We start from the raw sequence: 26,073 nt of genomic DNA, 5'->3' as shown, positions 1-26,073 counted from the left end.
TTGCGGCGGAGGCGGATCAGCGCTGCGATTTCAATCCCGGCACCAGCGCGGCGAGGCGATCCTTCACCGGACGGCCGAACATCGGCCCGCTTATGCCCGATGGTGGAGGGCCGGGCGGAGATCCGCCATGCAAGCCCGGAGGAGGGCCTGCGCGCCCGACGGTCGCGTCTGTACGACGGTCGACGCCGAGCGTCAGCGTCGCGACGTAGCGGTCGCGCTCCTCCTTCACCGCGCAGAAGGCCCGATGCTCGGGGTCGGAGCGTTCTATGACGTGGTCGTTGGCGTTGATCACCATGCGCTGCCGCGCGCGGTCTCCGTAATCGGGCACGTTGGTGTAGATGAATTCGTTCAGCGCGTCGGGCAGGAAGGTCTGTCCGGTCAGCACGGTGCGGTCGTCGAGAAACACCTTGAAATGGATGTGTGTGGTGCGGCCGTCATACCAGCCGGGATAGATGGTGTCGAAGGTGACCCAGCCGGCCTCGTCGGTCATTTGCGTGCCGCGCAAAAACGTCTTGCTGGTCGCATCGATATTGTGCGCATCGCCCTGTCCGGGAAAGGCCGAGTAGAGCCCCTTCGCGTCGCAATGCCAGATGTCGGCCCGTGCGCCCTTGATGGCGGTGCAGGGGCCGGCCTCGATCACACGCAGCCGCAACGTCAGCGGCACGCCGGGCTTGCCCTCGGCGATGTCGGATCGAACGAGCTTCGGGTCGGAATAGAACGGCCCTTCTTCGGCCTGCGGCGTGAGGATACAGGCCGGCTCACTGTCCGCGGTGGCAGGAGCAGCCTCCGCGCGGCTCTGCAGCAGACCCGCGGCGCTGGCCGATACAAACCCGAGAAAGCCACGGCGCGTCGACGGGCCCACTTCATCTCTCCTGTGCTCTGACGAAAGATCGTCATCGGCGAACAGGATGGCAAGATCAGGCGCTGAAGATGGCGACAATCAGACCGCAGGTTTCGCGTCGTTTCGCGCCGACTGGGGCCAGGTGACGGCAACCACGCCGACGAGAATGAGCGACATTCCGGTGAGAATGGACCAGGTGAAGCGCTCGCCCAGCAGCGCTGTGCCGAGCGCCACCGCAAACCCCGCGCGCAAATAGCTACCGCTTGTCGTGCCGAGTGGGCCGAGTGTGTGGATCAGCCGGAAATAGATCACCATCGCAAGCGCGGTACAGACGACCGCGAGACCGAGGACCGCCGTGATCGCCTGCGCCGTCGGCGCGAGCGTCCAGGGCCGCTCGAGGACGGCGGCCGTGGGGAGCATCAGGATCGCGGCGCAGCTCATGGCCCCGGCCGCCGTGACGATCGCGGGAAGGTTCGAGAACCGCTGTCCCCACATCGGCGCGACCGCGTAGCAGAGGCTTGCGCCAAGCACGGCCGCTTGCGGCAGCGGCTCCGCCGCGCCGATCCCAGAAAGCGCATCGATGCCCATCGTCACGGCCACGCCAGCGAGCCCGAGACCGACGCCGACGATCCTCAGGCCGCTGATCGTCTGCCGCCCGCGCCCGGTCATCATCGCGATCGCAAGCACGAACATCGGCGGGGTAGCATTGAGCACACCGGCGAGCCCGCTCGCGATATGCATCTCGCCCCAACTGATCAAGGTGAAGGGCAGCGCGCTTTGCAGCAGCCCTTGCACGAGGAAGGCGGCCCATATCCGTCCTCGTCGGGGAAGGGAATGTCCCTGCGCGGCGGCGATGAGAGCCAGCAGAACTGCGGCGATCGCGACACGCGCTGCAACCATCGTGAATGGCGGAATCGTAGCAATCGCCACCTTGATCAGCGTGAACGAACTGCCCCAGATCAGAGAGAGCAGCAACAAGAGCCCGATCTCCAGGGGGAGGGTGGTTCGCTCTGACGTTGCCTGTGGTGCCTGTGTGCTCATGCGATTTGCTCCGCGATCAATCGGCAACATGATCCGGAGCGACGACGCAGGCTGGCCGAATTCGGACCTCATCGCCCGATCAAGTCCGATTTCAGCTACTCGGTGGGCTGCCTTGAAACTATGATTCCGCCATGGCGAAGGCTTTGGCGCAGCGGCAAACGTTGCCACCACATCTCGACTGGGAGACCTGCGACCGGGCGCGGTTGGCACGCGCCCGCGCTTTCGACGGGCTGTTCTTTTCCGGGGTTCGCTCGACACGCATCTACTGCCGGCCGGTCTGTCCGGTTCGCCCCGCGCGCTCGGAGAATGTCACCTTCTATCCAACCGCTGCCGCCGCAGAGCGGGCCGGCTTTCGCCCATGCCTGCGTTGCCGGCCGGAAACTGCGCCGGGGTCACCAGCCTGGATGGGAACCGCCACCACCGTGGCGCGCGGGATGCGCCTGATCAACGACGGTTTTCTGAATGGCGCGTCCACGACGGAACTCGCAGAAGCCCTTGGGGTCGGGCCGCGCCACCTGCTTCGTTTGTTCATGCGCCATGCCGGAGCGAGCCCGAGCGAGATTGCAGCGACGCGGCGCGTGCAGGAAGCCAAGCGCTTGATCGATGGGACCGATATGACCTTGGCGGAGATCGCCTTTGCGGCAGGATTTGGCAGCGTGCGCCGTTTCAACGATGCCTTTGCCGCGACCTACAAACGGCCGCCCTCGTCATTCCGCCGTTCACGATAGGTGTCGCGGCGAGATCAACCCACCTGCTTCTCGCCGTGCCGCTCCGACAGCGTAAATATCTCCACGCCAGTCGCGGTCACGCCGACCGAGTGCTCGAACTGCGCCGACAGCGAGCGGTCGCGTGTGACCGCGGTCCAACCGTCGGAGAGAATCTTCACATGCGGCTTGCCGAGATTGATCATCGGCTCGATGGTGAAGAACATGCCGGGCTTGAGCTGCACGCCTTCGCCGGGCCGGCCGATATGGATGATGTTCGGCTCGTCGTGGAACATGCGCCCAAGGCCATGGCCGCAGAAATCACGCACCACGCTCATGCCCTGCGGCTCGACGAAGCTCTGGATGGCGTGGCCGATGTCGCCGGTGGTGGCGCCGGGCTTCACGGCCGCGATGCCGCGCATCATGGCTTCATACGTCACCTCGATCAGCCGCTCGGCCTTGCGCGCGAGCGGGCCGACCGCGTACATCCGGCTGGAATCGCCGTACCAGCCGTCGACGATGAAGGTGACGTCGATGTTGACGATGTCGCCTTCCTTGAGCGGGCGGTCGCCGGGCATGCCGTGGCAGACCACGTGGTTGAGCGAGGTGCAGGTCGAGTAGCGATAGCCGCGATACATCAGCGTCGCCGGATAGGCGCCATGGCTGAAGGCGAAGTCGCGGACGAATTCGTCGATGCGCTCGGTCGGCACGCCAGGTCCGACGATGTCGGTGAGCTCGTCGAGGCATTTCGACACCAGCGCCCCCGCCTTGCGCATGCCGGCAAATGCGCTCGGCCCGTGCAGCTTGATCTGTCCGGTCTTGCGCAGGGAGGTATCGGAGGCTTCGACGTAGCTCATCATACGGTCTTTACGGGTTCGGGCCGATCTCGATGTCGGCGGAAAGGCTTGATTTCGGGCCCTAATTTAATGATCGCGGGCCTTCATGCAAGCCAAAGCCTGCCATGCGCCCGAAGGCGGGCTCAATTCGGGACTTCTACGGTGGTTTCGACCGGCAGGGCGCCGCCGCGGATGCGGATTTCGCGGACGGGATAGGGAACCCGGATGCCCTCGCGCTTGAAGGCGTCCCACAGCGCCAGCATCACGTCGCTCTTGACGTTGTCCATGCCGTCCGGGTCGGCGATCCAGAAGGTCAGCGAGAACTTCATCCCGGCCTCCGCGAACTCCGTCAGGATGCTGTTCGGCGGCTTGCCCTTTTGCGCGCGGGGATGGGCGGCGGCGGTCTCCGCTGCGAGCTTGCAGACCAGCCGCGGGTCGGCGTCGTAATTGGTGCCGAAGGCGATTTTCACCAACGTGTTCTTGTCGGTATAGGTCCAGTTGACCACCTTCTGTGTCACCAGATCCTCGTTCGGCACCAGGAATTCGCGGCCGTCGCCGGCGGCGACCGAAATATAGCGCGTCTTCATCGCGCTGATGCGTCCGGTATTGTCGCCGATGGTGACGAGGTCGCCGGGCTTCACCGATTTGTCGGCGAGCAGGATGATGCCCGAGATGAAATTGGCCACGATCTTCTGGAGGCCGATACCGATGCCGACGCCGACCGCGCCGGAGAACACCGCGAGCGCCGAGAGGTCGATACCGACCGTGCCGAGCGCGATCACGATCGCGACCGCAAGCAGCCCGATGCGGATGATCTTGACCAGCAGCACCTGCACCGACGGGGTCAGGTCGGTCGTTGAGTTGATCTTGCCCTCGGCGAAATTGCTCGCAATGTTGGTAAGCCAGAGCGCAATAATCAGGAGCGCGCCCGCCTTGATCACCAGGAGCGGCGTCAGCCGCAAGCCGCCGAGCACGATGGCGAAGGAATCGAGCATATCCACCGTCGCACCGAGCTGGCCGATGATGGACAGTGCGGCGACGAACCACGCCGCGATCGACACCAGCTTGACGATGAAGGCGTTGCGCAGCACCGAGGTCAGCAGCCGGATCGCGAGCCAGGCCAGGCCCAGCTTGGCGGCGACCATCAGCAGATAGCTGCGGCTCGGCCACGTCGAATGATACAACACGATGCGGAACACGATCACGAGCAGGGTGAACACCGCGGTCGAGGCGCTCGAGACCATCACGCGGACGAAGTGCCGGAGCGGCAGCGGCCAGCGCATCGCCAGCGACGTCATGTCGACGCGGTTGCGAATGGCAGCTTCCGCGGCATAGGCGATGCCGGCCGCGGTCAGGATGAGACCAAATTGCAGGTAGAACCAGGGCGAGGAGATCTCCGCGCCGACGCTGCGCGCGGTCGTCTGCACGAACTCCATGAAGTCTTTGAGGTCCATGTCCATCGGGGTCTCGTCGGCAATCAGGCGGGAAGATTTGATTCGAGGGAGCCGCAGAATCCCACAAAGGGAGCGGCCCGGCCATCGATACACCGGCATGTGATGCGAGTTAAAGTCGCAAAATACGGGCAGATTGCCGCGAGCGGGAGAAAATGGGTTGGCGCGGGAGTGTGCCGACGATAAGGATGCCATTCCAGCGAATTCGTACCCGGAAGGTGGATGGCCTCTCTCGACACTGTCAGCCTCGCCATATTGCTCGGCGCCGTCCTGGTGATGGCCGGTATCCTGTCGAGCCTGCTTGCGTTGCGCTTCGGCGCGCCCTTGCTGCTCGTCTTCCTCGCGATCGGTATGCTGGCCGGCGATTCCGGTCCTGGGCAGCTCCAGTTCGACGACGTCCGCACCACCTATCTGGTCGGCTCGGTGGCGCTCGCGCTGATCCTGTTCGACGGCGGCCTGCGGACGCGCTTTGCCAGCATCCGAGCCGTGCTTGCGCCCTCCATGGTGCTCGCGACCGTCGGTGTGCTCCTGACCGCGCTGATCACGGCGCCGTTCGCGAAATATGCACTCGACCTCAACTGGACGGAGTCGCTGCTGGTCGGCGCCGTGGTGGCCTCGACTGACGCCGCCGCAGTGTTCCTGCTGGTGCATACCCAGGGCCTGCGCCTGCGGCCGCGCGTCGGCGCGACGCTGGAAGTGGAATCCGGCACCAACGACCCCTTCGCGATTTTCCTCACCTTGATGCTGGTCGAATACATCTCGCTCGGATCGGGCACGGCCGGGCATGTGCTGATGGAGTTCTTCCAGGAGGCGGTGCTGGGCGCCATCGTCGGCGTGATCGGCGGGCGTCTGGTCGTCATCGCGCTCAACCAGGTGGCGCTGCCGCAGGGCCTGCATGCCCCCTTCGTCACCACCGCGGCGCTCGTCATTTTCGGCGGCTCGCAGATCATGCACGCCTCCGGCTTTCTCGCGGTCTATCTTGCCGGCATCATCATCGGCAACCGGCCGACGCGCGCGCATAATTCGGTGGTGGCCTTCCTGGATGCGGCGACCTGGCTGGCGCAGATCGTGATGTTCGTGCTGCTCGGCCTGCTGGTCTCGCCGAGCCGGCTCGGCGCCAGCGTGCTGCCCGCGGTCGGGGTTGCATTCGTCCTGATGCTGGTCGCGCGGCCGATTGCGGTGTTCGTGTGCCTGGCGCCGTTCCGGTTCAACTGGCGTGAAAAGATCTTCATCGCCTGGACCGGCCTGCGCGGCGCGGTCGCGATCTTCCTGGCGTCGATCCCGATGCTGGTCGGCCTGTCGAAGGCCTATCTCTATTTCGACGTCGCCTTCGTCGTCGTCATCATCTCGCTGCTACTGCAAGGCTGGACGCTGGCGCCTGCCGCACGCAAGCTGCACGTGGCGCTGCCGCGCGCCGAGCGCGGCCCGCGCCGCGTCGAATTGGATCTGCCCGGCCAGCTCGAGCAGCAGCTCGTCGGCTATCCGGTGCGGCCCAAGAGCCTGTATTTCCGCCGCGGCCTGATCCCGTCCTGGTCCAAGCCGACCCTGGTGATCCGCAACGAGAACATCCTGACGCCCATGGAAGCCGACCCGATCGCGCCCGGCGACTACATCTATCTGCTGGCCCCGCCGGAAAAGGCGGGGTCGCTCGATCGCTTCTTCGTCGACATGCAGCCGAGCTCGGCGCCAGATCCGCATCTGCTCGGCGACTTCATGGTCTCCGCCGAGCATACGCTCGCCGAGCTTGCCGAGATCTACGGCGTGAACGTCGGCGAGGACGAGGAAAAGCTGACGCTCGCCGACTATTTCGACGTCCATCTCGACCGCGCGCCGAAAGAGGGCGCCGAGCTTGCACTGGATTCGATCGTGCTTGTCGCGCGAAGCATCTCCGGCGGCCGCGTCAACGTCGTCGGCCTGCGTCTGCCGGAAGACGACGAAACGCCCGCGCCATTGACACGCGCGCAGGCGCTGCGGCGCAAGCTGGCGGAGTTGTGGACGTCGGTGGCGGGGGTTTAGGGCTCGCGCGTTATTTGCGAGCCGCGACCACAACCTCGCTGTCATCACCCGCGAAAGCGGGTGATCCAGTATTCCAGAGGCAGCGATGATAGAGCCGAGAAGCTGCGGCGTACTGGATGCCCCGGTCAAGCCGGGGCATGACACCTTCTATGTGGTGAAGACCGCTCGGCGAACGCCAGCGAGAAGCCTTACCCCGCCGGCACCGCCTCCCGCCAATGCCGCGCAATCGCCGCGCGCGGCGCGATCCACGCTGCGCCGCTGCCGGTGATGTGGGACAAAATCCGGTCCAGCGCGCCGATCCGGCCGGGGCGGCCGATCATTCTCAGATGCAGCCCCACCGACATCATCTTCGGCGCGGTCTCGCCCTCGCGCTTGAGCCATTCGAAGGCGTCGATGACATAGTCGGCGAAGTCGGCGCCGTTGAACCGCGAGGCGTTGTAGTACTGCATGTCGTTGGTGTCGAAGGCGTAGGGCAGCACCAAATGGTGCTTTCCCGCGACCTCCTTGTAGTAGGGCAGGTCGTCGTTATAGGCGTCGCTGTCGTAGAGGAAGCCGCCGTCCTCGACCAGCAGCCGCCGCGTATTCGGCGACGTCGCCGAGCGCGTGTGCCAGCCGACCGGGCGCTGCCCGGTGGCGCGCGCGATCGCCGCCACCGTCCTGGCGATCACCTCGCGCTCGCTCGCCTCATCCATATCGGCGTGGCTCTGCCAGCGCCAGCCATGCGCCGAGACCTCATGTCCTCGCGCGATGGCATCGCGCGCGAGCTCTGGAGACCGCTCGACCGCGCGGCCGCAGGAGCTCACCGTCACCTTGACGCCGTGTGCGTCGAACAGGTCCATGATGCGCCACCACGCGGCACGCGTGCCGTATTCGAAATGGCTGTCGATGCAGGAGTCCGGCCCTTCGAGCTGGTGGACGACCTCATAGATCGCCTCATTGCCCGCGTCGCCGTCGTTGACTGAGAACTCGGAACCCTCCTCGAAATTCACCACCAGCGACACCGCGACGCGCGCGCCGTTCGGCCAGCGTGGATTCGGCGGCTCGCCGTGGTAGCCGGCGAGGTCGCGATGCGAGAGAGACTTGGTTTGGTTGCTCATGGATCAGTCCAAGGTTCCGGCCATGCGGTGCAGGCCGACGACACGGTCGCTGACGAACAGCAGGATCACCGTGCCGGCGAGGATGAGGGTGGAGAGTGCGGCGAGCGTCGGGTCGGGTGCCTCCTCGATATATTGCAGCATCCGGATCGGCAGCGTCTTGGTGCGGACGTCGGCGAGGAAGATCGACACCGGATAATTGTCGAACGAGGCCAGGAACGAGAAGATGCCGGCGATCAGGAACGACGGCGCCAGCGCCGGCACCATCACCCGCAGCACGCTACCGGGATAGGTGCAGCCGAGCGTGCGGGCCGCCTCGATCAAAGTGAAGTCGAAGCGCGCGAGCCCCGCGATCATCGTGCGCGCGACGTAAGGCAGCGTGATGACGAGATGCGCGACCAGCAGCGTCGCAGAGGGCGCGGTGAACCCGACCGCGCGAAAGCCCTGCAACAGCGCAATGCCGAGCACGAGGCCCGGCATCATCAGCGGCGAGACCAGCGCGGTCGCAAAGATGCCCGCCCCCGGCAGCTTTCCGCGCGCAATCGCGATCGCGGCGAGCGTGCCGCAGACCAGCGAGATTGCGGTCGACAGCAGCGCGATCTGAAGCGACAGCGACAACGACGGCCAGAAGCCGTCGAGCCGGCCGATCTTGCCGTACCATCGCGTCGTTGCGCCCGTGAGCGGCAGGTCGAACACCGGTGTCGGCGAGAAGCTTGCGGCTGCGATCACCAGCAGCGGCGCGAGTAGGAACAGGGCCAGCGCGATGGCCATCACCCAGCAGACGGCGATTGCGGCCCGAATCATCACTTCGGCTCCCGCGACAGCCGCGCGCTCAGTGCGACGACGGCAATCGCGATCGCCAGCAGCACGACGCCGGCCGCGGCGCCGAAGCCGGGCTCGCGCGCCAGCAGATAGGCCTTTGCGATCGCGGTCGCGAGCGTCGGATATCTTTCGCCGATCAGGAGCGTCGGCACGACATAGGCGGAGACCGACAGCGAGAATACCAGCGCCACGCCGGCGATGATCCCGGGCAGCGTGAGCGGCAGGATCACGCGAAAGAACGTCACGACCGGCGAGGCGCCGAGCGTCGCAGCAGCTTCGGCGTAGCGGGAATCAAGCTGGGCGACGATCGCGTAGATCGGCAGGATCATGAAGGGCAGGAAGATGTTGACGGCGCCGACGATCAGCGCGGTCTCGGTAAAGATCATCCGGATCGGGTCTTCGATGATGCCGAGCGCGATCAGCGTCTCGTTGACGATGCCGTCGCTGCGCAGCAGGATCGTCCAGGCGAAGGCTTTCACGATGACGCTGGCGGCGAGCGGCAGGAATAGCGTCGCGAGCAACAGCGAGCGCAGGGCGCCGCGGGCCCGAGCCAGCGCAAAGGCGGCAGGGTAGCTGATCAGGAAGGCGATCAGCGTGGTCAGCAATCCCAGTCGCAGCGAATTCCAGATCACGCCGAGATAATAGGGCGTGCCAAGCAGGCGTCTGTAATGCGCAAAGGTCAAGCCGTTGGCATCGACGATGCTGACGCCGAGCAGCAGCACCAGCGGCAGCGCAAATACACCGGCGATGATGAGGAAAGACGGCAGCACGAAACCGATCGCGGTCAACCGCTCGCGATCGACCGCGGGCGCCGCCACGGGCGCAGGAAGTGTCGCCTCGGTCATGCCTGCGCCTCCATCGGAAACGCAAAGGTCTCGGCAACCGGCCAGCTCAGGCGGATCTCGTCATGCACGCGCGGGATCGCGCCGTCGCGCCCGGAGAGTTCAGCGAGCAGGCTCTCGCCCGCACCGGCATCGACCTCGACTAGCGTGCGCGAGCCCTGGAACACGATGGAGCGGACGCGCCCGGCCGCCGAATTCGCATCGTTCCGGTCGCCGAGGCGCAGCTGCTCGGGGCGCGCCGCAACGATGACGGGGGAGCCCGCCTGGAAATTGCCGAGCGCCGACAAGCGGCCGACCTTGGTCTCGACATCGACCTTGCCGTTATCAGCCGCGAGCACGGTGCCGGAAATCCGCGTCGACAGCCCGACGAAGTTGAGCGCGAACAGGCTCGCGGGTCGCAGATACAGCTCGCGCGGCTCGGCGAGCTGCTCGATCCGGCCCCTGTTCATGACCGCGACGCGGTCGGACATGGTCAGCGCCTCGTCCTGGTCGTGCGTCACGAAGATCGCGGTCGCCTTCACGTCCTGGAGCAGGCGGCGCAGCTCGACCTGCATCTCCTCGCGCAGCTTGCGATCCAGCGCCGAGAGCGCTTCGTCGAACAACAGCACGTCGGGCTCGACCGCGATCGCGCGCGCCAGCGCTACGCGCTGCTGTTGGCCGCCGGACAGCGCCGAGATGCGCCGACCGCCGAGATGGCCGAGCTTGACCAGCGACAGCGCACGTTCGACCGCGATGTCGATGTCCCGCTTCGCCACGCCGCGCACCTTCAGCCCGAACGCGACGTTGCCGGCGACCGTGAGATGCGGGAACAGCGCGTAGCTCTGGAACACGACGCCGACATTGCGCCGGTGCGGCGGCACGTTGGTGATGTCGCGCCCGGCGAGCTCGACCTTGCCGGTGTCGGGCTGCGCGAGCCCCGCGATGGCGCGCAGCAACGTCGTCTTGCCGCAGCCGGAGGGGCCGAGCAGCGTGACCAGCTCGCCGCGGCGGATGGTCAGGTCGATGTGGTCCAGAACCGTGGTCGGTCCGAATTTTTTGGAGACGCTGCGGACGACGAGATGCGGCGCGGCCTCGCTCATGCCATCTCCTTGCTCCAGCGGTCGACCCAGCCCGCGCGGTTTTTCGCAACGAAGGCCCAGTCGGGCGCGAACAGCGATGCGGGGTCCGGAAAGCCTGCGGGCGTCGGCGTGCCCTTGTTGGTTGGCGCGACAAAAGCCTTGTCGGCGAGGATGGTCTGCGCTTCCGGGCTCAGGAAGAAATCGATCGCGGCGTCGGCGAGGTCGCCGGCCGGCGCGCCGTTCACCTTGGCAATTCCGGACGGCATGGCGAAGCCGCCATCCTGCGGCACCGCGAGATCGACCGGCGAGCCGTCGGCCTTGCGGATCAGCGTGTAGGCCGAAAACTGTCCGCCGATCATCCAGGCCTCGCCCTGCTCCATCAGATTGATGGCCTGCGGCGCGTTGGTATAGACGTTGAGGAGGTTCGGCTTCAGCTCCTTCACCTTTTTGAAGGCCGCCTCGATCTCGTACTGCGCTTCCTTGTAGGGCTTGCCGGTTTCGAGATGCGCTGCCGCGAGCAGCGTCCAGAAACCCTCGGTGTTTGACAGCGACGGCACGATCACCTTGGAGGCATATTTCGCATCCCACAGCTCGGACCATTTGGCGGGCGCCGTCTTCATGCGCTTGGTCGAATAGGCAATGCCGGCCCACGGCCGCTGGTAGTTCGCCCACAGGCCGTCCTGATGCACCGAGCCGTCGACCAGCTTCCCGAGGTTGGCGATCGACGACGCCGACATCTTGGTGATCAGGCCATCGGCGGCGGCCGGCAGCATCACCGGATCGTCCATGATGACCACGGAGATTTTCGGTGCGGCCTTGTCGGCCTGCATCTTCTGCAGATTGGTCAGCGAGTTGGTGCCTTCGTAGAGCACCTTGCAGTCGAGCTTCTTCTCCAGCACCGGAAACAGATCGGCGTTGAAATATTTCGCGGCGCCCGCGGGGCCGCCGATGACGATCTCCTTGGGCGCGGCGCGCAGCCGCACTGGGGCGGCAATGATCGCGGCAAGCGCCGCGCCGGATTTCAAAACACTGCGTCGGGAGGGGGTGTGCATGGGCATGTCCCGTTTGTTGTGCGTAAAGCTTGCAACGGAGATGCAGCAAACGCCATGCCAAATGTGCACATTTTGGAAATATACAACAATATCAATGTGATGAGGCGAGCATGATTGGCGCCTGGGCGCCGGCGCGACAAATGTGCACATTTTTTGGAGGTGACTCTGCGCATCCTTTGGGCCTAGCTAACGCCCATGGCGACGCAGCGCAGGCGAAACGGCAAGGCCAATCCGGCGGAGGATGAGGCGGTCTATCAGGCCATCCTGCACGCGCTGCTGGAGGGCAAGCTGAAGGCGGGCACGAAGCTTGCCGAGCCTCCGCTCGCCGAGATTTTCGGCGTGTCGCGCGAGCGCATCCGCAAAGTCTTGCATCGGCTCGGGGCGGAACGGCGGCTGGAGATGATCCCCAACCGCGGCGCCCGCGTGCCGCGTCCGACGCTCGACGACGTCCGCAGCGTCTACGAGGCCCATCGTGTGCTCGAGGCCGGCGTGCTGACCCAGCTCGTGCGCCATGTCGACGATGCCTTGATCGATCGTCTGACGGCGCATCTTGCCGAGGAGCGCGCAGCCGCAACGCGCGGTGACCGTGCCGCTTCGGTGCGCCTGTCGGGCGCGTTCCACGTCTATCTCGTCGAGGCACTCGGCAATGCCGAGCTTTCGCGTTTCCTCGGCGACCTGCTCAGCCGGTCCTCGGTGATGGTCTCGGTCTACGAGCCCGCGACCGATTCGATCTGCGCCGTCGACGAGCACGGCGCCATCGTCGAAGCCCTGCGCGCCCGCGACGTCGCCCGCGCGATTGCGGTGTCGCGCGAGCATTTCATCCACGTCGAGAGCCGTCTGCATCTGGACGACGTGGTGCCGGCAGCTGAGGATTTGACGAGCGTGTTCGGGGCGATGAAGCCGAAGCGACGGAAGGCGCGGTGAGGCACAATGCCTCCCCAACGTCGTCCCGGCGAAGGCCGGGATCCATAACCATAGGGAGAAGTTTGGCGACGGCTAGCAGTTAGCTCTTTTCGCCGGTACGCATACCGCCCGTCCCCGATAGATCACGCGGTATGGGTCCCGGCCTTCGCCGGGACGACATTGGTGGGTGATCAGGCCTTCCCTTAAGCCCGAGCCGCACCCCCTCACGTCAGCACCTTCACCCCGCCGAACGACGTCACCCGGCCCTGCTTCAGCATCACGATCTGCGTGGCGAGCTGGCGCAGCTCGGCGACATCGTGGCTGACATAGACCATCGGCACGTTGGCTTCGTCGCGCAGCCGCACCAGATAGGGCAGGATCTCGAGCTTGCGGCCTTCGTCCAGCGCGCCGAGCGGCTCGTCGAGCAGCAGCAGGCGTGGCTTCGACAGCAGCGCGCGGCCGAGCGCGACGCGCTGGCGCTCGCCGCCGGAGAGCTTTCCGGGGCGGCGGTCGAGCAGGGCGCCGATGTCGAGCAGGTCGACGACGCGCTTGTGCTGCGCCGGATCGGAGGCGAGGCTGTTCATCCGCCGGCCGTAGTCGAGATTCTGCGCGACGTTGAGATGCGGAAACAGCCGCGCATCCTGGAACACGTAGCCGATGCGGCGGCGCCAGGTCGGAACGTGGATGCCGGCCGCGGTGTCGTCGACGGTCTCGCCGTCGATCACGATGGTGCCGCGATCGGGACGCAGCAGTCCCGCGATCATGTTGACCAGCGAGCTCTTGCCGGCACCCGACGCGCCGAACAGGCCGATGACGCGGCCCTCGCTGCTGAAGGACGCGGCGAGCGAGAATTCGCCAAGCTGCTTTTCGACGTCGACACGCAGCATCGTCAGTTCCCGTGCAGCCGTGCGGTGGCGCGGCGGGCGAACCACTCGGCGGCGATCAGCGCGCCCAGCGCCAGGATGATCGAGACGATCACAAGCCGGCCCGCTGCTGCATCACCGTCAGGCGTCTGGATCAGCGAATAGATCGCCGAGGAAATCGTCTGGGTCTCGCCGGGAATATTTGAAACGAAGGTGATGGTCGCACCGAACTCGCCGATCGCCTTGGCGAATCCGAGCACCATGCCGGCGAGCACGCCGGGCAGTGCCAGCGGCAGCGTCACCGTGAAGAACACTTTCCAGGGCGCGGCGCCGAGCGTCTCCGCCGCCTGTTCGAGCCGGCGATCGATCGCCTCGATCGACAGCCGCATCGGGCGTACCAGCAGCGGGAACGACATCAGGCCACAGGCGAGCGCAGCACCAGTCCAGCGGAAGGCGAAGACGATGCCGAGAGAGTCAGCCAGGAAACCGCCGACGAGGCCGCGGCGGCCGAAGGTGAGGAGCAGGAGATAGCCGGTGACGACCGGTGGCAGCACCAGCGGCAAATGCACCACCGCGTCGAGAAATGACTTGCCCCAGAAATCACGCCGCGCGAGTAGCCACGCCAGAGCAATACCGAATGGCGTCGCCACCAGCGTCGCGACGACGGCAACCCTGAGCGAGAGCAGGATCGCCGTCCATTCGGCGGGCGAAATCTCGGACATCAAGCGGCAAGCATCACGTCGAAAAACCTCAAGTAGTCGGGCTGATCAGGAACTTGAAGCCGTATTTTTCGAAGATGGTCTTGGCCGCGGTGGAGCGCAGGAAGGCGAGATAGTCGTTGGTCTCGCCCTTCGCGGTCGTTGTCGCCGCTACCGGATAGATGATCGCGGGATGTGAATCCGCCGGGAAGGTGCCGACGATCTTGACGCCGGGCTCGACCTTGGCATCGGTGGAATAGACGATTCCGAGGTTGGCCTCGCCACGTGCCACCAGCGTCAGCGCGGCGCGCACGCTCTCGGCCATGGCGAATTTAGGCTCCGCGGCCTGCCAGGCGCCGAGCTTTTCCAGCGCGGCCTTGGCATATTTGCCTGCTGGCACGGACTTCACATCGCCGGTCGCGATCTTGCCGTCGCCTGCGAGCTTGGCGAGATCGAAACCTTGTGCGATCGTGACGTTGTCTATCTCTGAATCTTTCGGCGCGATCAGCACGATGCTGTTGCCGAGCAAATTGACGCGGGTCGGCTCGTTGATGGTCTTCTTGGAGATGGCGTAGTCCATCCAGTCGGTGTCGGCAGAGACGAACACGTCGGCCGGCGCGCCCTGCTCGATCTGTCTGGCCAGCACCGAGCTCGCCGCATAGCTGACGCTGAACTTGACGCCGGTCTTGGCGGTGTAAGCGGCGTCGATGTCGTCGAGCGCGTTCTTCATCGAGGCGGCGGCAAACACGGTGATGGTCTTGTCCTCGGCGGCGGCAGGCGAGAGGCTCGCGCTCGCGAGGATCACGAAAGCGGTGAAAAGTCCGGCAATACGAAACATGGAGTGCGCTCCGTGCGAGCCCGCGCGCGCTGGTGCACGCGCAAATCTGGCGTTGGGTGGGTCAGGTGCGACGGGCGGAAGCGCTGTTCCACGGGGCCCGGCAGCGGCTTACGGCCGGCAGGGATATCGCGACACGCGAAGATAGCAGGCCGGAGCCTCAGGTCAAAGGGCGACCGTTTGCCAAACGGGCCTATTGCGCTGGAAGGATCGCAATCGAGAGCGAGTTGTCCTTGGCGCCGCTGACCTGGATCACGAAGGGGTGCGCCGAAAGCTCGTATTTCATGGTCTTGCGGATGCCGTCGCAATCGGTCGCGCCGCTGAAGGCCACCGGCTTGAGGAAATGCCCGTCCTGGACCACGTCGACCCAGGCCCCGGTGGACAGGCTGATCGTGTAGAGCCCGGCCTTCGCGGTCTTGATGCTGGTGAAGCCGGCAAAGCTGCCGTCCTTCGGCGCGCGCTCCGGCGGCGTCGGCAGCTTCGCATCGGCGGGCGCGACCAGTCCGAGCGTGATGGCTGACGACGGCAAAGCCGCCTGTTCGCTCCCCGATGCGACCTTCGCACGGTCCGGCGCGGTCAGCGCAGCGCGCTCGCGCTCGATCAGCCATTTGAACTTGTCGCAGCCGCTCGGTTCTTCGGTGGCAAGAGCGGAGGTTGCGCCGAGCGAAAGCGCGGCGAGGAAAGTGAGGACGCGCATGTCGATTCTCATCATTGGCCACGCGAACGACACGGGGCTTGCTGTCAGGCTTGTTGAAGAACGGGATGCGCATCCCGACGCGCCGCCTGCTTACGGCCCAGCGGCAAGCCGATCCTAGCGCATTCGAATGGCGCGAACCAGCTATCCAGGTCCTCATCCCGGACAAGCCAACAGCACGATCTCTCCGCTTGTCCGGGACGACGGCGGCGTGTGGATGTCGGTGTGCCCGCCCCATACGCTACGGCTTCGCATCCGCTGCGTGCAGCACGACCTTGCAGGCGGCCGGCATCTGCGCCAGCGTCATCGGCGGTTTCGGCTTTGGCGGCTCCGGCGGCGGTTTCGGGTGCAGCACGTCGTCACTGAACCAATAGGCGAGATCGGAGTCCTTGCAGCCTTCGTCCTCGGATTGCGACGGCTGGCCCTCGCATTCGCCGGCGCCCGGCGGGCAGCGCATGCGGATGTGGAAATGATAGTCGTGACCCCACCACGGCCGTATCTTCGACAGCCACGAGCGGTCGCCCTTGGCCTCGCGGCACAGCGCCTTCTTGATTGCGGCATTGACGAAGATGCGCTGCACGGCCGGCTCCTGCGCGGCGTCGCGCAGCACCAGCACATGGCTTGGCGTGAACACTTTCGGATCGATGTCGAGCCGGTCCTGCCGCACCATCATCACTGCCGACATATCCTCGCGCTCCTCGCGCGAGAGGCGATGGTCCGGCATCGGCGTCAGCCAGATGTCGGCGTCGAGACCGATCTGGTGGCTGGCGTGGCCGGATAGTGCAGGCCCGCCACGCGGCTGAGCGATGTCGCCGACCAGGATGCCCGGCCAGCCGGCGTCCTTGCGCGCCTTGGCCGCGAGCCGCTTGATCAGCGCGATCATCTCGGGATGACCATAGTTGCGATTGCGCGATAGCCGCATCACCTGCCAATTGTCGCCGTTCAGCGGCATCGGCTCCGCGCCACCGATGCAGCCCTTGACGTAGGAGCCGATGACATGGACCGGCCCCTTCGACGGCAACAGTTTTCGCGCGAACAGTTCCTTGGCGCCGATCTTGGGGTCGTTCGGGTTGGCGAGCGGCGGCAGCGCTTTTGGATTGACGCTGCCCTTGTCCTGGGCCAGCGCGGCGCCGGCGGTCAGGAGTGTCATGAAAAGCAGGAGAGGGATGATGCGGCGGGGACTCATGCTGGCATCCTTATAGCCCAACGCCGCGTCAGGGTTAAGAATTAGGCTTTGTTAAGAATTAGGCTTGCGGCCGGCGGCAACCCCGCCGCGATGCGGGTCGTCACGGCGGCCCTCGTGCTGGCGGGATTTTGCATGATGCCGGCGTCGCGCTGGTCCAGCGCGAGGGCGCGCGCAACACGACGATCCATATCTCCAACTAGCTGTCCGAAGGTCGTGGTTTTTTGCGCTGGCCAGCCCGATCTTTAACGGCGCGATAACCCTGTCCTGCATTGACCAATATTCGTGCGTGGGACGGGATTCACTCCCGTCCTGCATGCAATCGCGCGCGATCTCGGAAATGATTCAAGAGAGCGCGCAATTTTGCGCCAGATTGCTCTCCGATCGCGACGGCGGAATGGGTTTGGCGCGCCCGCTGCCGCTGCCGCGCCTCGCAAACGGGCAATAAGGGCAGCTTCATGCGGGCCGCAGGCCAGTGCGCCCGACGGTCAAGCCGTCGAAGATTACTGTTTTTTCAGACACTTGCTCCAAAACTTGCGGCCGCTGGGCGTGACTGGGACGTATGAAGTTGAGTTTGGGGTCTCGAAAACCAAAAAAACGAAAGCGCTGCGTGCTCGCTCAGGCCGGCCACGAGCCGCGCAAGCCGAGATTCGCGCGCGCGCCTCGCCCCGCCGTTGCAATCGACGAACTCGTGCAGAGCCGCGCCGAGGCAGATGCCGCGATTGCCGAGGCGCGCAAGGCGCATGAGCGCCTGCGCCAGGCCATCGATATCCTGCCGCAGGGTATCGTGTTTCTCGATGCCGAAGGCCGTTACGTCCTCTGGAACAAGAGCTACGCCGAGATCTACAGCAAGACCGCCGATCTGTTCGAGCAAGGCGCGCGCCTCGAAGACACGCTGCGCATCGGCGTCGCCCGCGGCGACTATCCCGAGGCCGCCGGCCATGAGGACGAGTGGATCGCGGAGCGGCTGCAAAAACTCTATCAACCCGGCGCGCGCCATGAGCAGCAGCTGGCGGACGGCCGCGTCATCCTGATCGATGAGCGGCTGACCGACGACGGCGGCGTGGTGGGCTTGCGCGTCGACATCACCGAACTGAAGCAGCGCGAGGCGTCCTTCCGCCTGCTGTTCGACGGCAATCCCGTCCCCATGATCGTCTGCGCGCTGGACGGCGAGCGCATTCTCGGCGTCAACGAGGCCGCGGTCGCGCACTATGGCTACAGCCGCGCCGAGTTCGAGCGGCTGTCGATCCGCGCCTTGCAGGCTTTCGACAGCAAGCCGCCCTGGACCACGGACCGCTCGAGCGAGGAGCAGGCCGCGCGCACCTGGAAGCACGTCAAGGCCGATGGCGCGCTGATCGATCTTGCGATCTATTCCCGCGAGCTGACCTATGCCGAGCAGCCCGCGGTGCTGCTCGCGCTGATGGACATCACCGAGCGCAAGCGCGCCGAGGCGCGGCTTGCCTTCATGGCCCAGCACGACGGGCTGACCGGGCTGCCAAACCGCAACCTGCTGCGCCAGCAGGTGGACGAAATGCTCGCGCATACGCGTCGCAGCACCGACAAGGTTGCGCTGCTGATGCTGGGGCTGGACAATTTCAAGGCGGTCAACGACACGCTGGGACACGCTGTCGGCGACAAGCTGCTGCGCGGCGTCGCCAAGCGGCTGCGCTCCACGCTGCGCGAGGAAGACGCGCTGGCGCGGCTCAATTCGGACGAGTTCGCGATCGTGCAGAGCGGGCTGACGCGTCCCGAGGACGCGGTGCTGCTGGCCAAGCGCCTGCTGGAGGCCATCGCCGATCCTTATCTGCTCGACGGCCATTCGGTGGTGATCAGCGCCTCGATCGGCATTGCGATGGCGCCCGGCGACGGCGACGATTCCGAAAAGCTGCTCAAGAGCGCCGACATGGCGCTGTCGCGCGCCAAGCTGGATGCCCGCGGCACCTTCGCGTTCTTCGAGGCCGCGCTCGATGCCAAGGCGCAGAGTCGCCGCAAGATCGAGGTCGAGCTGCGCGATGCGATCCAGAACGACGTGCTGCGGCCGTACTACCAGCCGCTGATCGACCTCTCGAGCGGGCGCATCACCGGCTTCGAGGCGCTGGTGCGCTGGCCGCATGCGGAGCGCGGCATGGTCTCGCCCGCCGAGTTCATTCCGGTCGCCGAGGAAACCGGCCTGATCAACCCGCTCGGCGGCTTGATGCTGCGCCGCGCCTGCCTGGATGCCGCGACCTGGCCGGACGACGTCCGCGTCGCCGTCAATTTGTCGCCGCTCCAGTTCCGCAGCGGCAATTTGCTTTCGGTGGTGACGGACGCCCTGAAGCATTCCGGCCTGCCGCCGCGCCGGCTCGAGCTCGAGATCACCGAGACGCTGCTGCTCGAGAAGAGCGCGCAGGTGCTGGCGACGCTGCATGCGTTGCGTGCGCTCGGCGTGCGCATCTCGATGGACGATTTCGGCACCGGCTATTCCAGCCTCAGTTACCTGCGCAGCTTTCCCTTCGACAAGATCAAGATCGACCAGGCCTTCGTGCGCGATCTCGGCGCCAACCGCGAGGCGCAGGCGATCATCCGCTCGATCGTCAGTCTCGGCAAAGGGCTCGGCGTCACCATCACCGCCGAGGGCGTCGAGACCGAGGCGGAGCTGAGCTGCCTCCGGGCCGAAGGCTGTGACGAGGGCCAGGGTTTTCTGTTCAGCAAGGCCCGCCCCAATGCCGAGATCATCAGCCTGCTCGCCGCGCAGCGCGGAATCGATGCAACGGACGACGAGGACGCCGCGCTGGTGGCGTGATGCGGTCGCTGGAGCGGCGCCGCCCTCTTGCCTCGCCCCGCTTGCGGGGAGAGGGAGCATACCTTCGTCGTCGCGGCGATGAAGCTTGATCTCATCACGGCCCCGCGCCCCATAAAATCGCCTTACCCACATCCTCGTAATGCGTGTCGCGGGCCTGGATCTGCTGGGCGATGGCGTGCATGTCGCGAAAGCGCCGCTCGAACGGATTGCTGCGGAATACCGCGGTCGCGCCGGCCATGTGATAGGCGGTGTCGACCACTTTGGCTGACTGGTGGATGGTCCAGGTCGCGGCCAGCCGGACCGCGCTGCGATGCGCCGCGTTGAATTCACCGGTCGCGCTGAGGTCGTGCCACATCGCATTCGCCGTCGCGTAGAGATAGGCGCGGGCGGCGCGGAGGTCACCCTCGGTGCGTCCGATCAGGCCCTGGACCGACTGGTTGTCGCGCATTGCGCTTGCCGCGAGCGACTGATGCTTGCCGCGCGCCAGCGCGATTGCGGCGTCCAGCGTAGCCCGCGCCACGCCGAGCGAGACCGCGGCAAAGCCGAGACTGAATGTCGAACCGGTGCCGATCCTGTAAAGCGGGCCGGGTTCGCGCAACGCGGACGGCACGTCACGGAACGTCGCAAAGCGCTCGGGGATGAAGAGGTCGCGCACCTCGTAGGAATCGGTGCCGGTGCCGGCGAGCCCGATCGCTTGCCACACGTCGTGCAGCGTTGCGCTTGTGGCAGCAAACAGGATGGTGCGCAGCTCCGGCGATCCGTCCGCATTGTTCCGCGGCACACTGTCCGCGCCGACGATGCGCACATGCGCCCCGAGCCAGTTCGCCTGCCGCGAGCCCGAGGCAAAATCCCAGCGCGCTGTGACGCGATAGCCGCCCTCGACCGCGCGCGCCTCATGCGCCACCGCACCCCAGGCGAGGATGCCGGGTGGTGTGTTGAAAATCTCGTTCGCGGCGTCGTGATCGAGAGAGGCCGCGATCATCGCGCAGACGCTGCATTGGCCGAGGCACCAGGCGGTCGAAGCATCCGCCTTGGCGATCTCCTCCAGCATCTGCATGAAAGCTTCCGGCGGAGCTTCCGCGCCGCCGAGGCTCTGCGGCAGCAGCGCGCGATAGAGCCCGTTCTCGATCAGCGCGCCCACGACCGTCGGCGTCAGCCGCCGCGTCCGCTCGATCTCGTCAGCCTCGCCCGCGATCAGGGGAGCGATGGCGCGTGCCCGCTCGACCAGGCTAACTCCGGGGGCTGCGTTCATTCGCGTTTCCTCGCCCATTCTGTCGTGAGCGGTCAGCTACGATGGTGGTCTATTTGATCGGAAGGATCAAGGCGAAGGGGTACCGTTCGGCGGCGCGCAAGGCGTGACCCCGAAAGCTTGCGCCGCGATCTCACGGAGCCGACGAGTGCCGACGGCGACGCGCCAGCTCGCGATAGAGGGCTTCCGGCGTGACGCCGATCTCGGCTGCAACTTGGCGCCATTGCCCCTTGGGTGGTATCGGCTCATCCTTCATCATCATCCAGGCGTCGATCCGCGCGGAAACTGTTTTCAGCGAAGCTATTTCGGCATGCGTCCGAGCGCGTTGGATCTCGTGAGCCAAGTGTTGAGTCCAGGCGCGCGCCAACTCGGGCTGCTTTGCGAAGGCCGCCAGGAGCCGTCGCATAGGGACGACACGAACCACCGAGTCTTCCAAGGCCTTGCCCTCGCAGTGGTAGCGATCGGCGAACAGGGACGCCTCGGCCAGAATGGCGCCGGGACCGGCACGCTGCAGCGTCAGCTCGGAACCATGTGGTAGGGGGCGGGTAAGCCGGACCGTACCTGCGACGATCAGGAATAGCGACCGGACGGGGTCTCCTGCGCGAAACAGGATGTGGGCCGCCGCGAGTTGCTGCTCGCGCTGAGCGAGTTCGGATAGCCAGGTAACGAGGGGACTCGACATGATTGCGATCATGCTCGGTGCCGCCCCTTCATGACAAGCTGAGCGAGGTTAAAACCACCGGAGTTCCTATGAAACCGATCCTCCTGCCGATCCTCGCGCTCGGATTTTCGATGCTGATGTCCCTGCCCGGTGCCGCGCAAGACTGCAAATGCGACCCGTCTCGCGGTCATGCACAAGTGTCAGCAGCGCCGGCTGCTTCGCCGTATGCCGGCATGGAGCGCCGCGACGTCAAAGCCCTTTCGGAACAACAAATCAACCATCTCAGGGCCGGACGCGGAATGGGCTTGTCGCTGCCGGCGGAACTCAATGGCCATCCCGGACCGGCGCACGTTCTCGAACTGGCCGATGCGTTGCGCCTTTCAGGCGATCAGCGCGCAAAAGCCAAGGAGTTTTTGGAAGCAATGAAGGCAGAGACGATATCTGTCGGCGAGCAAATCATCGCGGAAGAGACGGCGCTCGATCGTCTGTTCGCCGAAAAACACGCGACGCGAGCTGGAGTGGACGCCGCAGCCTTCCGTATTGCTTCAGCGCAAGGCGAACTTCGGGCGGCACACCTGCACTATCATCTCGCAATGAGCGAGCTGCTCACGCCCGAGCAGATCATGCAGTATGTCGCCCTTCGCGGCTATGGCAACGGCGGGCATCACCAACACCAGCAGCACTAGAGGCCTGCCGTCTCTACGCCGCGTGACGGTCGATAGACAAAGAGCAGTTGCGGCTGCTTTGATGGATTCGGCAAGGCGCTCCCACCGATCACATGCCCGGCGATGATGGCATCATGCCTCTGTTTTGCCCGACGGGGCAATGGGACTTCGTAAAATCGAAAAAGGCCAATGCCGACAAGCCCCTGCCCAGCGCGTGCACGGCGGATTCAACTCGAGCGGGAGGAATACCGCCGATATTTGTCATGGTAGTGAAGGTGTGCGCATGATCCGGGCCGCAGTCCCGAGATCTCCCGCGTCGACCGGAAACGCGCCATGTCCCGCACAGGGGCAGCCAAGAGCCACGCCATGAAGAAGCCAGCCCGCCCCGATGTTCGCCTCGCCGAGGCGCCGATCATGCTGAAGCTCGAGAACGCGCCGATGAGCGATGTCATCGATGCTTTGGCCAGTGGGCGGGTCACCGCCACGGCGCTGACCAAATTCTATCTCGCACGCATTGAGGCCTACGACCGCGATGGGCCCGTGCTCAACGCCATACGGGAGCTCAATCCCGACGCGCTCACGATCGCGGGCAAGCTCGACGACACCAGGCCGTCGGTCAAACGGCCGTTGGCCGGCGTCCCGATACTGGTGAAGGACAACATCGCGACGGCTGACAAGCAGACGACGACGGCGGGCTCGCTGGCGCTGGAGGGCGCGCACGCCAGGGACGACGCCACAATCGTCAAGCTGCTGCGGGACGCCGGCGCGGTGATCCTGGGCAAGGCAAACCTGACGGAGTTCGCCAACATGCTCGCGCTTGACATGCCCGCGGGCTACTCCTCGTTGGGCGGTCAGGTGAAGAGCCCTTACGCGCCGACACTTATGGACGATCGAGGCATCCCGGTCGTGCAGCCTGGCGGATCGAGCTCGGGTTCGGCGGTCGCGGTGGCGGCCGGTCTGTGCGCGGCCTCGATCGGCACCGAGACCTCGGGCTCGCTGCTGTCCCCCGCCAGCCAGAATGGCCTCGTCACCGTGAAGCCGACCGTCGGGCTGATCAGCCGGGCCGGCATCGTGCCGATTGCGCACAGCCAGGACACCGCGGGGCCGATGACGCGCACGGTACGCGATGCGGCGATGCTGCTGAACGTGCTGGCGGTCAAGGACCCGCTCGACCCAGTGACAGAACGGCAGCGGCGGCCGGCCGATTACACCGCCGACCTCGCGCCCGATGCAATGAAGGGTGCGCGCATCGGCGTGCCGAGCGACCCGGCCGACCCGCTGAACGATTGCTATTACGGCAAGCTGCTCCCCAACAGGGTCTCGGTGATGACCGAGGCGATCAAGGTGCTGGAGGATCTGGGCGCCGTCATCGTGCGCGCCAGCATGCCGACGGCCGGCTGGATTGCCGGACCAGGCACGACCATGGCTGTGCTCAACCGCAATCCGTTGAGCCCAAACAAGGGCAATCCGATGATGCAGTGGGTCGTTTTCCTCTATGAGCTGAAGCGCGATCTCAATCTCTACCTGAAGGATTGGGCGACCAACACCGCGATCAAGACCATCGCCGACATCGTGGCCTTCAACGAGGCGAACGCCGGCAAGGCGCTGCGTTTCGGCCAGGACCTGTTCCTCGCCGCGGACAACACCAGGGGCGACTTAAGTGAGCGCGAGTACAGATCGGCGCGTGCCATGGACCTGCTCGCCGCCAGGACGCGCGGCATGGACGCCTACATGAAACAGCACAAGCTCGACGCCGTGCTGTTCGCCGGCGCTATGGGCGCCGCGATCGCCGCCAAGGCGGGCTATCCCAGCGTCATGGTGCCCGGAGGCTTCATCTCGGGGACGACAGACGGCAAGGACACGCCCGACTATCCGCTTGGCGTCACTTTCGCGGGCCGTGCCTGGAGCGAGCACAAGCTTCTGCGTCTGGGCTACGCCTTCGAGCAGGCTTCCCAGATGCGCAAGCCGCCGCCTGGCTTGCCCGCGCTTTAGGTTTCAATGCTTTGCTTGCCGGGAGATGTTCGGCGAGGTTCATCTCGCGCTTGCACTTCTCAGGGCTGGGGCCGTCGGGAGAGGCGTGCAGCATTGGCTTTTGGCGCCAGAAGCAGAAGTTTCCGGCCCCGAGCTCTTGGGGTACCCCGGACGGAGCCGGCGGTCTTTAGCGTGCCGGGATGCTGAGGAACCGCAAGGGTCTCGCGCTCACGACAGCCACGAGGTTCACGACACCGCGCGGCCAACAATTTACATCGGACGGCCGCCAAAGCTCGCGCTGGTGCCGAGAAACAAGTCCCGCTGCTCGGACGTTATCATCCTTCAGAGGAACGTGGTAATCCTGCAAAGCAGGCAGCGATTTTGGTCTCCGACCGGCAGCGGAAAATGTCCTCGTCTGATGCACAAATGAAACCCACTGACGCAGCCCGCCGAGGGCGGAGAAGGACGAAGACCCTACTGCTGATTTTGGCCATTGGATTTCTCATTTTTGGAGCCGCCGCGGGCACACTGTATTATGCGCTGCGGCCGATAACTCTCCGGATTGCCGTCGGACCGCCGGGAAGCAACGATCACAAAGTGATTGAGGCGATGACCGAGGCCTTTGCCAACGAAAGCAGGACTGTGAGGCTGTCGCCGATCGCGACTGCGGGAGCGGTCGAAGCTCTCGCTCTGCTTGGTGCCGGCAAGACCGACCTTGCGGTCGGTCGTGGCGATCTGGAGATGCCGGCCGACGCGCAAACAGTCGTCGTCTTGCGCAAAAACTTCGTCGTGCTGTGGTCTCCTTCGGGACTTGCGGGCAAAGGCTCCAAGAGAAAGCCGGCGCCGAAAATCAAGGAGATCGCCGATCTCGCAGGGCACAGGGTAGGAGTGATCGGCGCGACGTCGGCGAACGCCGCGTTGCTACGGGTCATCCTGAGCGCCTCCGGCGTGGATGCGGACAAGGTCACGGTTACGCACTTTGGCACGGGTCAAATCGAGGAGCTGGCGCGTGACCGTACCCTCGATGCATTCATGGCGGTTGGTCCGCTCGACAGCAACATAACCTCCGGCGCGGTCGCCGCGACGGCTCGGACCCGTGGTGAGCCGAAGTTTCTCGCGGTCGATGCATCGGAGGCCATCGCCCTGAAGCACCCGCGTTACGAATCGGAGGAAATCCCGCCAAGCATGTTCAATGCGAATCCGGCCTGGCCGGATGACAAGGTGGAGACTGTCAGTGTCAGCCATCTGATCGTGGCACGGAAAGCTTTGTCCGAAACGACGGTGGCGGCATTCTATCGCCAACAATTCGCCCTCCGGCAGGCGATTGCAAAGCAAGTGCCTGGCGCGGCGCAAATTACCAAGCCGGACACCGAGAAAGAAGGCGAGCTGCCGGTCCATCGGGGAGCGGCAGCCGTCATCGACGGGACTGAACGCACCTTCCTCGACAGATACGGCGACTACTTCTGGTTCGCGCTTCTGCTTCTCTCCGGGATTGGTTCGGCCGGCGCCTGGTTGCGTCAATATTTAAATCGGGACGACAGGAACGAAAATACCAGCCATCGCAATAGAATTCTGGCCATGGTTTCAAAAGTGCGGACCGCGGAATTCGACCACGAGCTGCTGGCCATGCAGCGTGAGGTCGACACCATCATTGGGGAAACGCTCGACAGTTACGATGGCGGCTTGATCGAGGAGGAGGAACTGGCAGCCTTTGGCTTAGCGCTCGAACTGTTCAATCATGCCATCGTCGAGAGGCGCGCGGCCTTGCAAGCAGCCCCTTTGAACGTGCTCGCCGCGCGGCGATAGGCGATA

Annotated in this window: 23 protein-coding genes; 7 read left to right on the top strand and 16 right to left on the bottom strand. The window is 65.3% G+C overall.

Annotation, left to right across the window (positions count from 1 at the left end; genetic code table 11):
- Window positions 1–16 precede the first annotated feature (16 nt).
- Both IVB18_RS47195 and IVB18_RS47190 read right to left on the bottom strand, forming a co-directional pair.
- Window positions 17–862 carry an intradiol ring-cleavage dioxygenase gene (locus IVB18_RS47195; protein ID WP_247986864.1) on the bottom strand — a complete coding sequence of 282 codons (846 nt, stop codon included), beginning with the start codon at window positions 860–862 and terminating at the stop codon, window positions 17–19.
- A gap of 78 nt (window positions 863–940) precedes the next feature.
- Entirely contained in the window at window positions 941–1,882 is a 942-nt protein-coding gene (locus IVB18_RS47190; protein WP_247986863.1) for an EamA family transporter, read from the bottom strand.
- Window positions 1,883–2,013: 131 nt separating this feature from the next.
- Between IVB18_RS47190 and IVB18_RS47185 the strand changes: the two genes are divergently transcribed.
- The gene (locus IVB18_RS47185) at window positions 2,014–2,610 is read left to right on the top strand and encodes an Ada metal-binding domain-containing protein (RefSeq protein WP_247986862.1); all 597 of its coding nucleotides are present in this window, start codon (window positions 2,014–2,016) and stop codon (window positions 2,608–2,610) included.
- Window positions 2,611–2,624: 14 nt separating this feature from the next.
- On the opposite strand, the gene map is transcribed toward IVB18_RS47185, so the two are convergent.
- Window positions 2,625–3,443 (bottom strand): type I methionyl aminopeptidase, encoded by an 819-nt coding sequence (gene map, locus IVB18_RS47180; protein ID WP_247986861.1) that lies wholly within the window; start codon window positions 3,441–3,443, stop codon window positions 2,625–2,627.
- 122 nt (window positions 3,444–3,565) lie between these two features.
- Window positions 3,566–4,882 (bottom strand): mechanosensitive ion channel domain-containing protein, encoded by a 1,317-nt coding sequence (locus IVB18_RS47175; RefSeq protein WP_247986860.1) that lies wholly within the window; start codon window positions 4,880–4,882, stop codon window positions 3,566–3,568.
- Between the two features lie 213 nt (window positions 4,883–5,095).
- Between IVB18_RS47175 and IVB18_RS47170 the strand changes: the two genes are divergently transcribed.
- Window positions 5,096–6,889 carry a potassium/proton antiporter gene (locus tag IVB18_RS47170; protein WP_247986859.1) on the top strand — a complete coding sequence of 598 codons (1,794 nt, stop codon included), beginning with the start codon at window positions 5,096–5,098 and terminating at the stop codon, window positions 6,887–6,889.
- 188 nt (window positions 6,890–7,077) lie between these two features.
- Here IVB18_RS47170 and IVB18_RS47165 read toward each other — a convergent pair whose 3' ends face one another.
- The 5 genes from IVB18_RS47165 to IVB18_RS47145 are packed head-to-tail and all read right to left on the bottom strand — an operon-like array spanning window position 7,078 to window position 11,757.
- A complete protein-coding gene (locus IVB18_RS47165; protein ID WP_247986858.1) occupies window positions 7,078–7,986 on the bottom strand; it encodes a polysaccharide deacetylase family protein in 909 nt (302 codons plus the stop codon).
- 3 nt (window positions 7,987–7,989) lie between these two features.
- Window positions 7,990–8,787, bottom strand: coding sequence for an ABC transporter permease (locus IVB18_RS47160; protein WP_247986857.1), 798 nt, complete (start codon window positions 8,785–8,787; stop codon window positions 7,990–7,992).
- Window positions 8,787–9,650, bottom strand: coding sequence for an ABC transporter permease (locus IVB18_RS47155; RefSeq protein WP_247986856.1), 864 nt, complete (start codon window positions 9,648–9,650; stop codon window positions 8,787–8,789). Before IVB18_RS47155 ends, IVB18_RS47160 begins: the two co-directional genes overlap by 1 nt.
- Window positions 9,647–10,726: an ABC transporter ATP-binding protein gene (locus IVB18_RS47150; RefSeq protein WP_247986855.1), complete on the bottom strand. Its 1,080-nt coding sequence runs from the start codon at window positions 10,724–10,726 to the stop codon at window positions 9,647–9,649. Before IVB18_RS47150 ends, IVB18_RS47155 begins: the two co-directional genes overlap by 4 nt.
- Window positions 10,723–11,757 (bottom strand): extracellular solute-binding protein, encoded by a 1,035-nt coding sequence (locus IVB18_RS47145; RefSeq protein WP_247986854.1) that lies wholly within the window; start codon window positions 11,755–11,757, stop codon window positions 10,723–10,725. Before IVB18_RS47145 ends, IVB18_RS47150 begins: the two co-directional genes overlap by 4 nt.
- Window positions 11,758–11,952: 195 nt before the next feature.
- Here IVB18_RS47145 and IVB18_RS47140 point away from each other — a divergent pair, with 195 nt between their 5' ends.
- On the top strand, window positions 11,953–12,681 hold the full coding sequence (locus IVB18_RS47140) for a GntR family transcriptional regulator (protein ID WP_247986853.1): 729 nt from the start codon (window positions 11,953–11,955) through the stop codon (window positions 12,679–12,681).
- A gap of 203 nt (window positions 12,682–12,884) precedes the next feature.
- Here the strand turns inward: IVB18_RS47140 and modC are convergent, their stop codons facing one another.
- The 5 genes from modC to mepA all read right to left on the bottom strand — a co-directional run bounded on the left by modC (window position 12,885) and on the right by mepA (window position 16,936).
- Window positions 12,885–13,547, bottom strand: coding sequence for a molybdenum ABC transporter ATP-binding protein (gene modC, locus IVB18_RS47135; protein WP_247986852.1), 663 nt, complete (start codon window positions 13,545–13,547; stop codon window positions 12,885–12,887).
- 2 nt (window positions 13,548–13,549) lie between these two features.
- The gene (gene modB / locus IVB18_RS47130; protein WP_247986851.1) at window positions 13,550–14,245 is read right to left on the bottom strand and encodes a molybdate ABC transporter permease subunit; all 696 of its coding nucleotides are present in this window, start codon (window positions 14,243–14,245) and stop codon (window positions 13,550–13,552) included.
- A 28-nt stretch (window positions 14,246–14,273) separates the two neighbouring features.
- Complete coding sequence (gene modA / locus IVB18_RS47125) at window positions 14,274–15,059, bottom strand: molybdate ABC transporter substrate-binding protein (protein WP_247986850.1); 786 nt, start codon at window positions 15,057–15,059, stop codon at window positions 14,274–14,276.
- A 190-nt stretch (window positions 15,060–15,249) separates the two neighbouring features.
- Window positions 15,250–15,753, bottom strand: a complete 504-nt coding sequence (locus IVB18_RS47120; protein WP_247986849.1) for a hypothetical protein — start codon at window positions 15,751–15,753, stop codon at window positions 15,250–15,252.
- Window positions 15,754–15,991: 238 nt separating this feature from the next.
- Window positions 15,992–16,936 carry a penicillin-insensitive murein endopeptidase gene (gene mepA, locus IVB18_RS47115; RefSeq protein WP_247986848.1) on the bottom strand — a complete coding sequence of 315 codons (945 nt, stop codon included), beginning with the start codon at window positions 16,934–16,936 and terminating at the stop codon, window positions 15,992–15,994.
- A gap of 607 nt (window positions 16,937–17,543) precedes the next feature.
- Here mepA and IVB18_RS47110 point away from each other — a divergent pair.
- Window positions 17,544–19,715, top strand: coding sequence for an EAL domain-containing protein (locus IVB18_RS47110; protein WP_247986847.1), 2,172 nt, complete (start codon window positions 17,544–17,546; stop codon window positions 19,713–19,715).
- Between the two features lie 94 nt (window positions 19,716–19,809).
- Here the strand turns inward: IVB18_RS47110 and IVB18_RS47105 are convergent, their stop codons facing one another.
- Window positions 19,810–20,967, bottom strand: coding sequence for an acyl-CoA dehydrogenase family protein (locus IVB18_RS47105; RefSeq protein ID WP_247986846.1), 1,158 nt, complete (start codon window positions 20,965–20,967; stop codon window positions 19,810–19,812).
- 130 nt (window positions 20,968–21,097) lie between these two features.
- On the bottom strand, window positions 21,098–21,658 hold the full coding sequence (locus tag IVB18_RS47100; protein ID WP_247986845.1) for a Crp/Fnr family transcriptional regulator: 561 nt from the start codon (window positions 21,656–21,658) through the stop codon (window positions 21,098–21,100).
- 56 nt (window positions 21,659–21,714) lie between these two features.
- On the opposite strand from IVB18_RS47100, the gene IVB18_RS47095 reads away from it, so the two are divergent.
- The 3 genes from IVB18_RS47095 to IVB18_RS47085 all read left to right on the top strand — a co-directional run bounded on the left by IVB18_RS47095 (window position 21,715) and on the right by IVB18_RS47085 (window position 26,067).
- Window positions 21,715–22,311, top strand: coding sequence for a Spy/CpxP family protein refolding chaperone (locus tag IVB18_RS47095; protein ID WP_247986844.1), 597 nt, complete (start codon window positions 21,715–21,717; stop codon window positions 22,309–22,311).
- Window positions 22,312–22,656: 345 nt separating this feature from the next.
- Window positions 22,657–24,282: an amidase family protein gene (locus tag IVB18_RS47090; RefSeq protein ID WP_346732690.1), complete on the top strand. Its 1,626-nt coding sequence runs from the start codon at window positions 22,657–22,659 to the stop codon at window positions 24,280–24,282.
- Between the two features lie 405 nt (window positions 24,283–24,687).
- Entirely contained in the window at window positions 24,688–26,067 is a 1,380-nt protein-coding gene (locus IVB18_RS47085; protein WP_247986842.1) for a TAXI family TRAP transporter solute-binding subunit, read from the top strand.
- The last annotated feature ends 6 nt before the right edge of the window (window positions 26,068–26,073 follow it).

This window comes from Bradyrhizobium sp. 186 (genome assembly GCF_023101685.1).
Classification (GTDB): Bacteria; Pseudomonadota; Alphaproteobacteria; order Rhizobiales; family Xanthobacteraceae; genus Bradyrhizobium.
The sequence above is the reverse complement of the archived record's forward strand: the minus strand, read 5'-3'. Positions and strand labels throughout refer to the sequence as shown.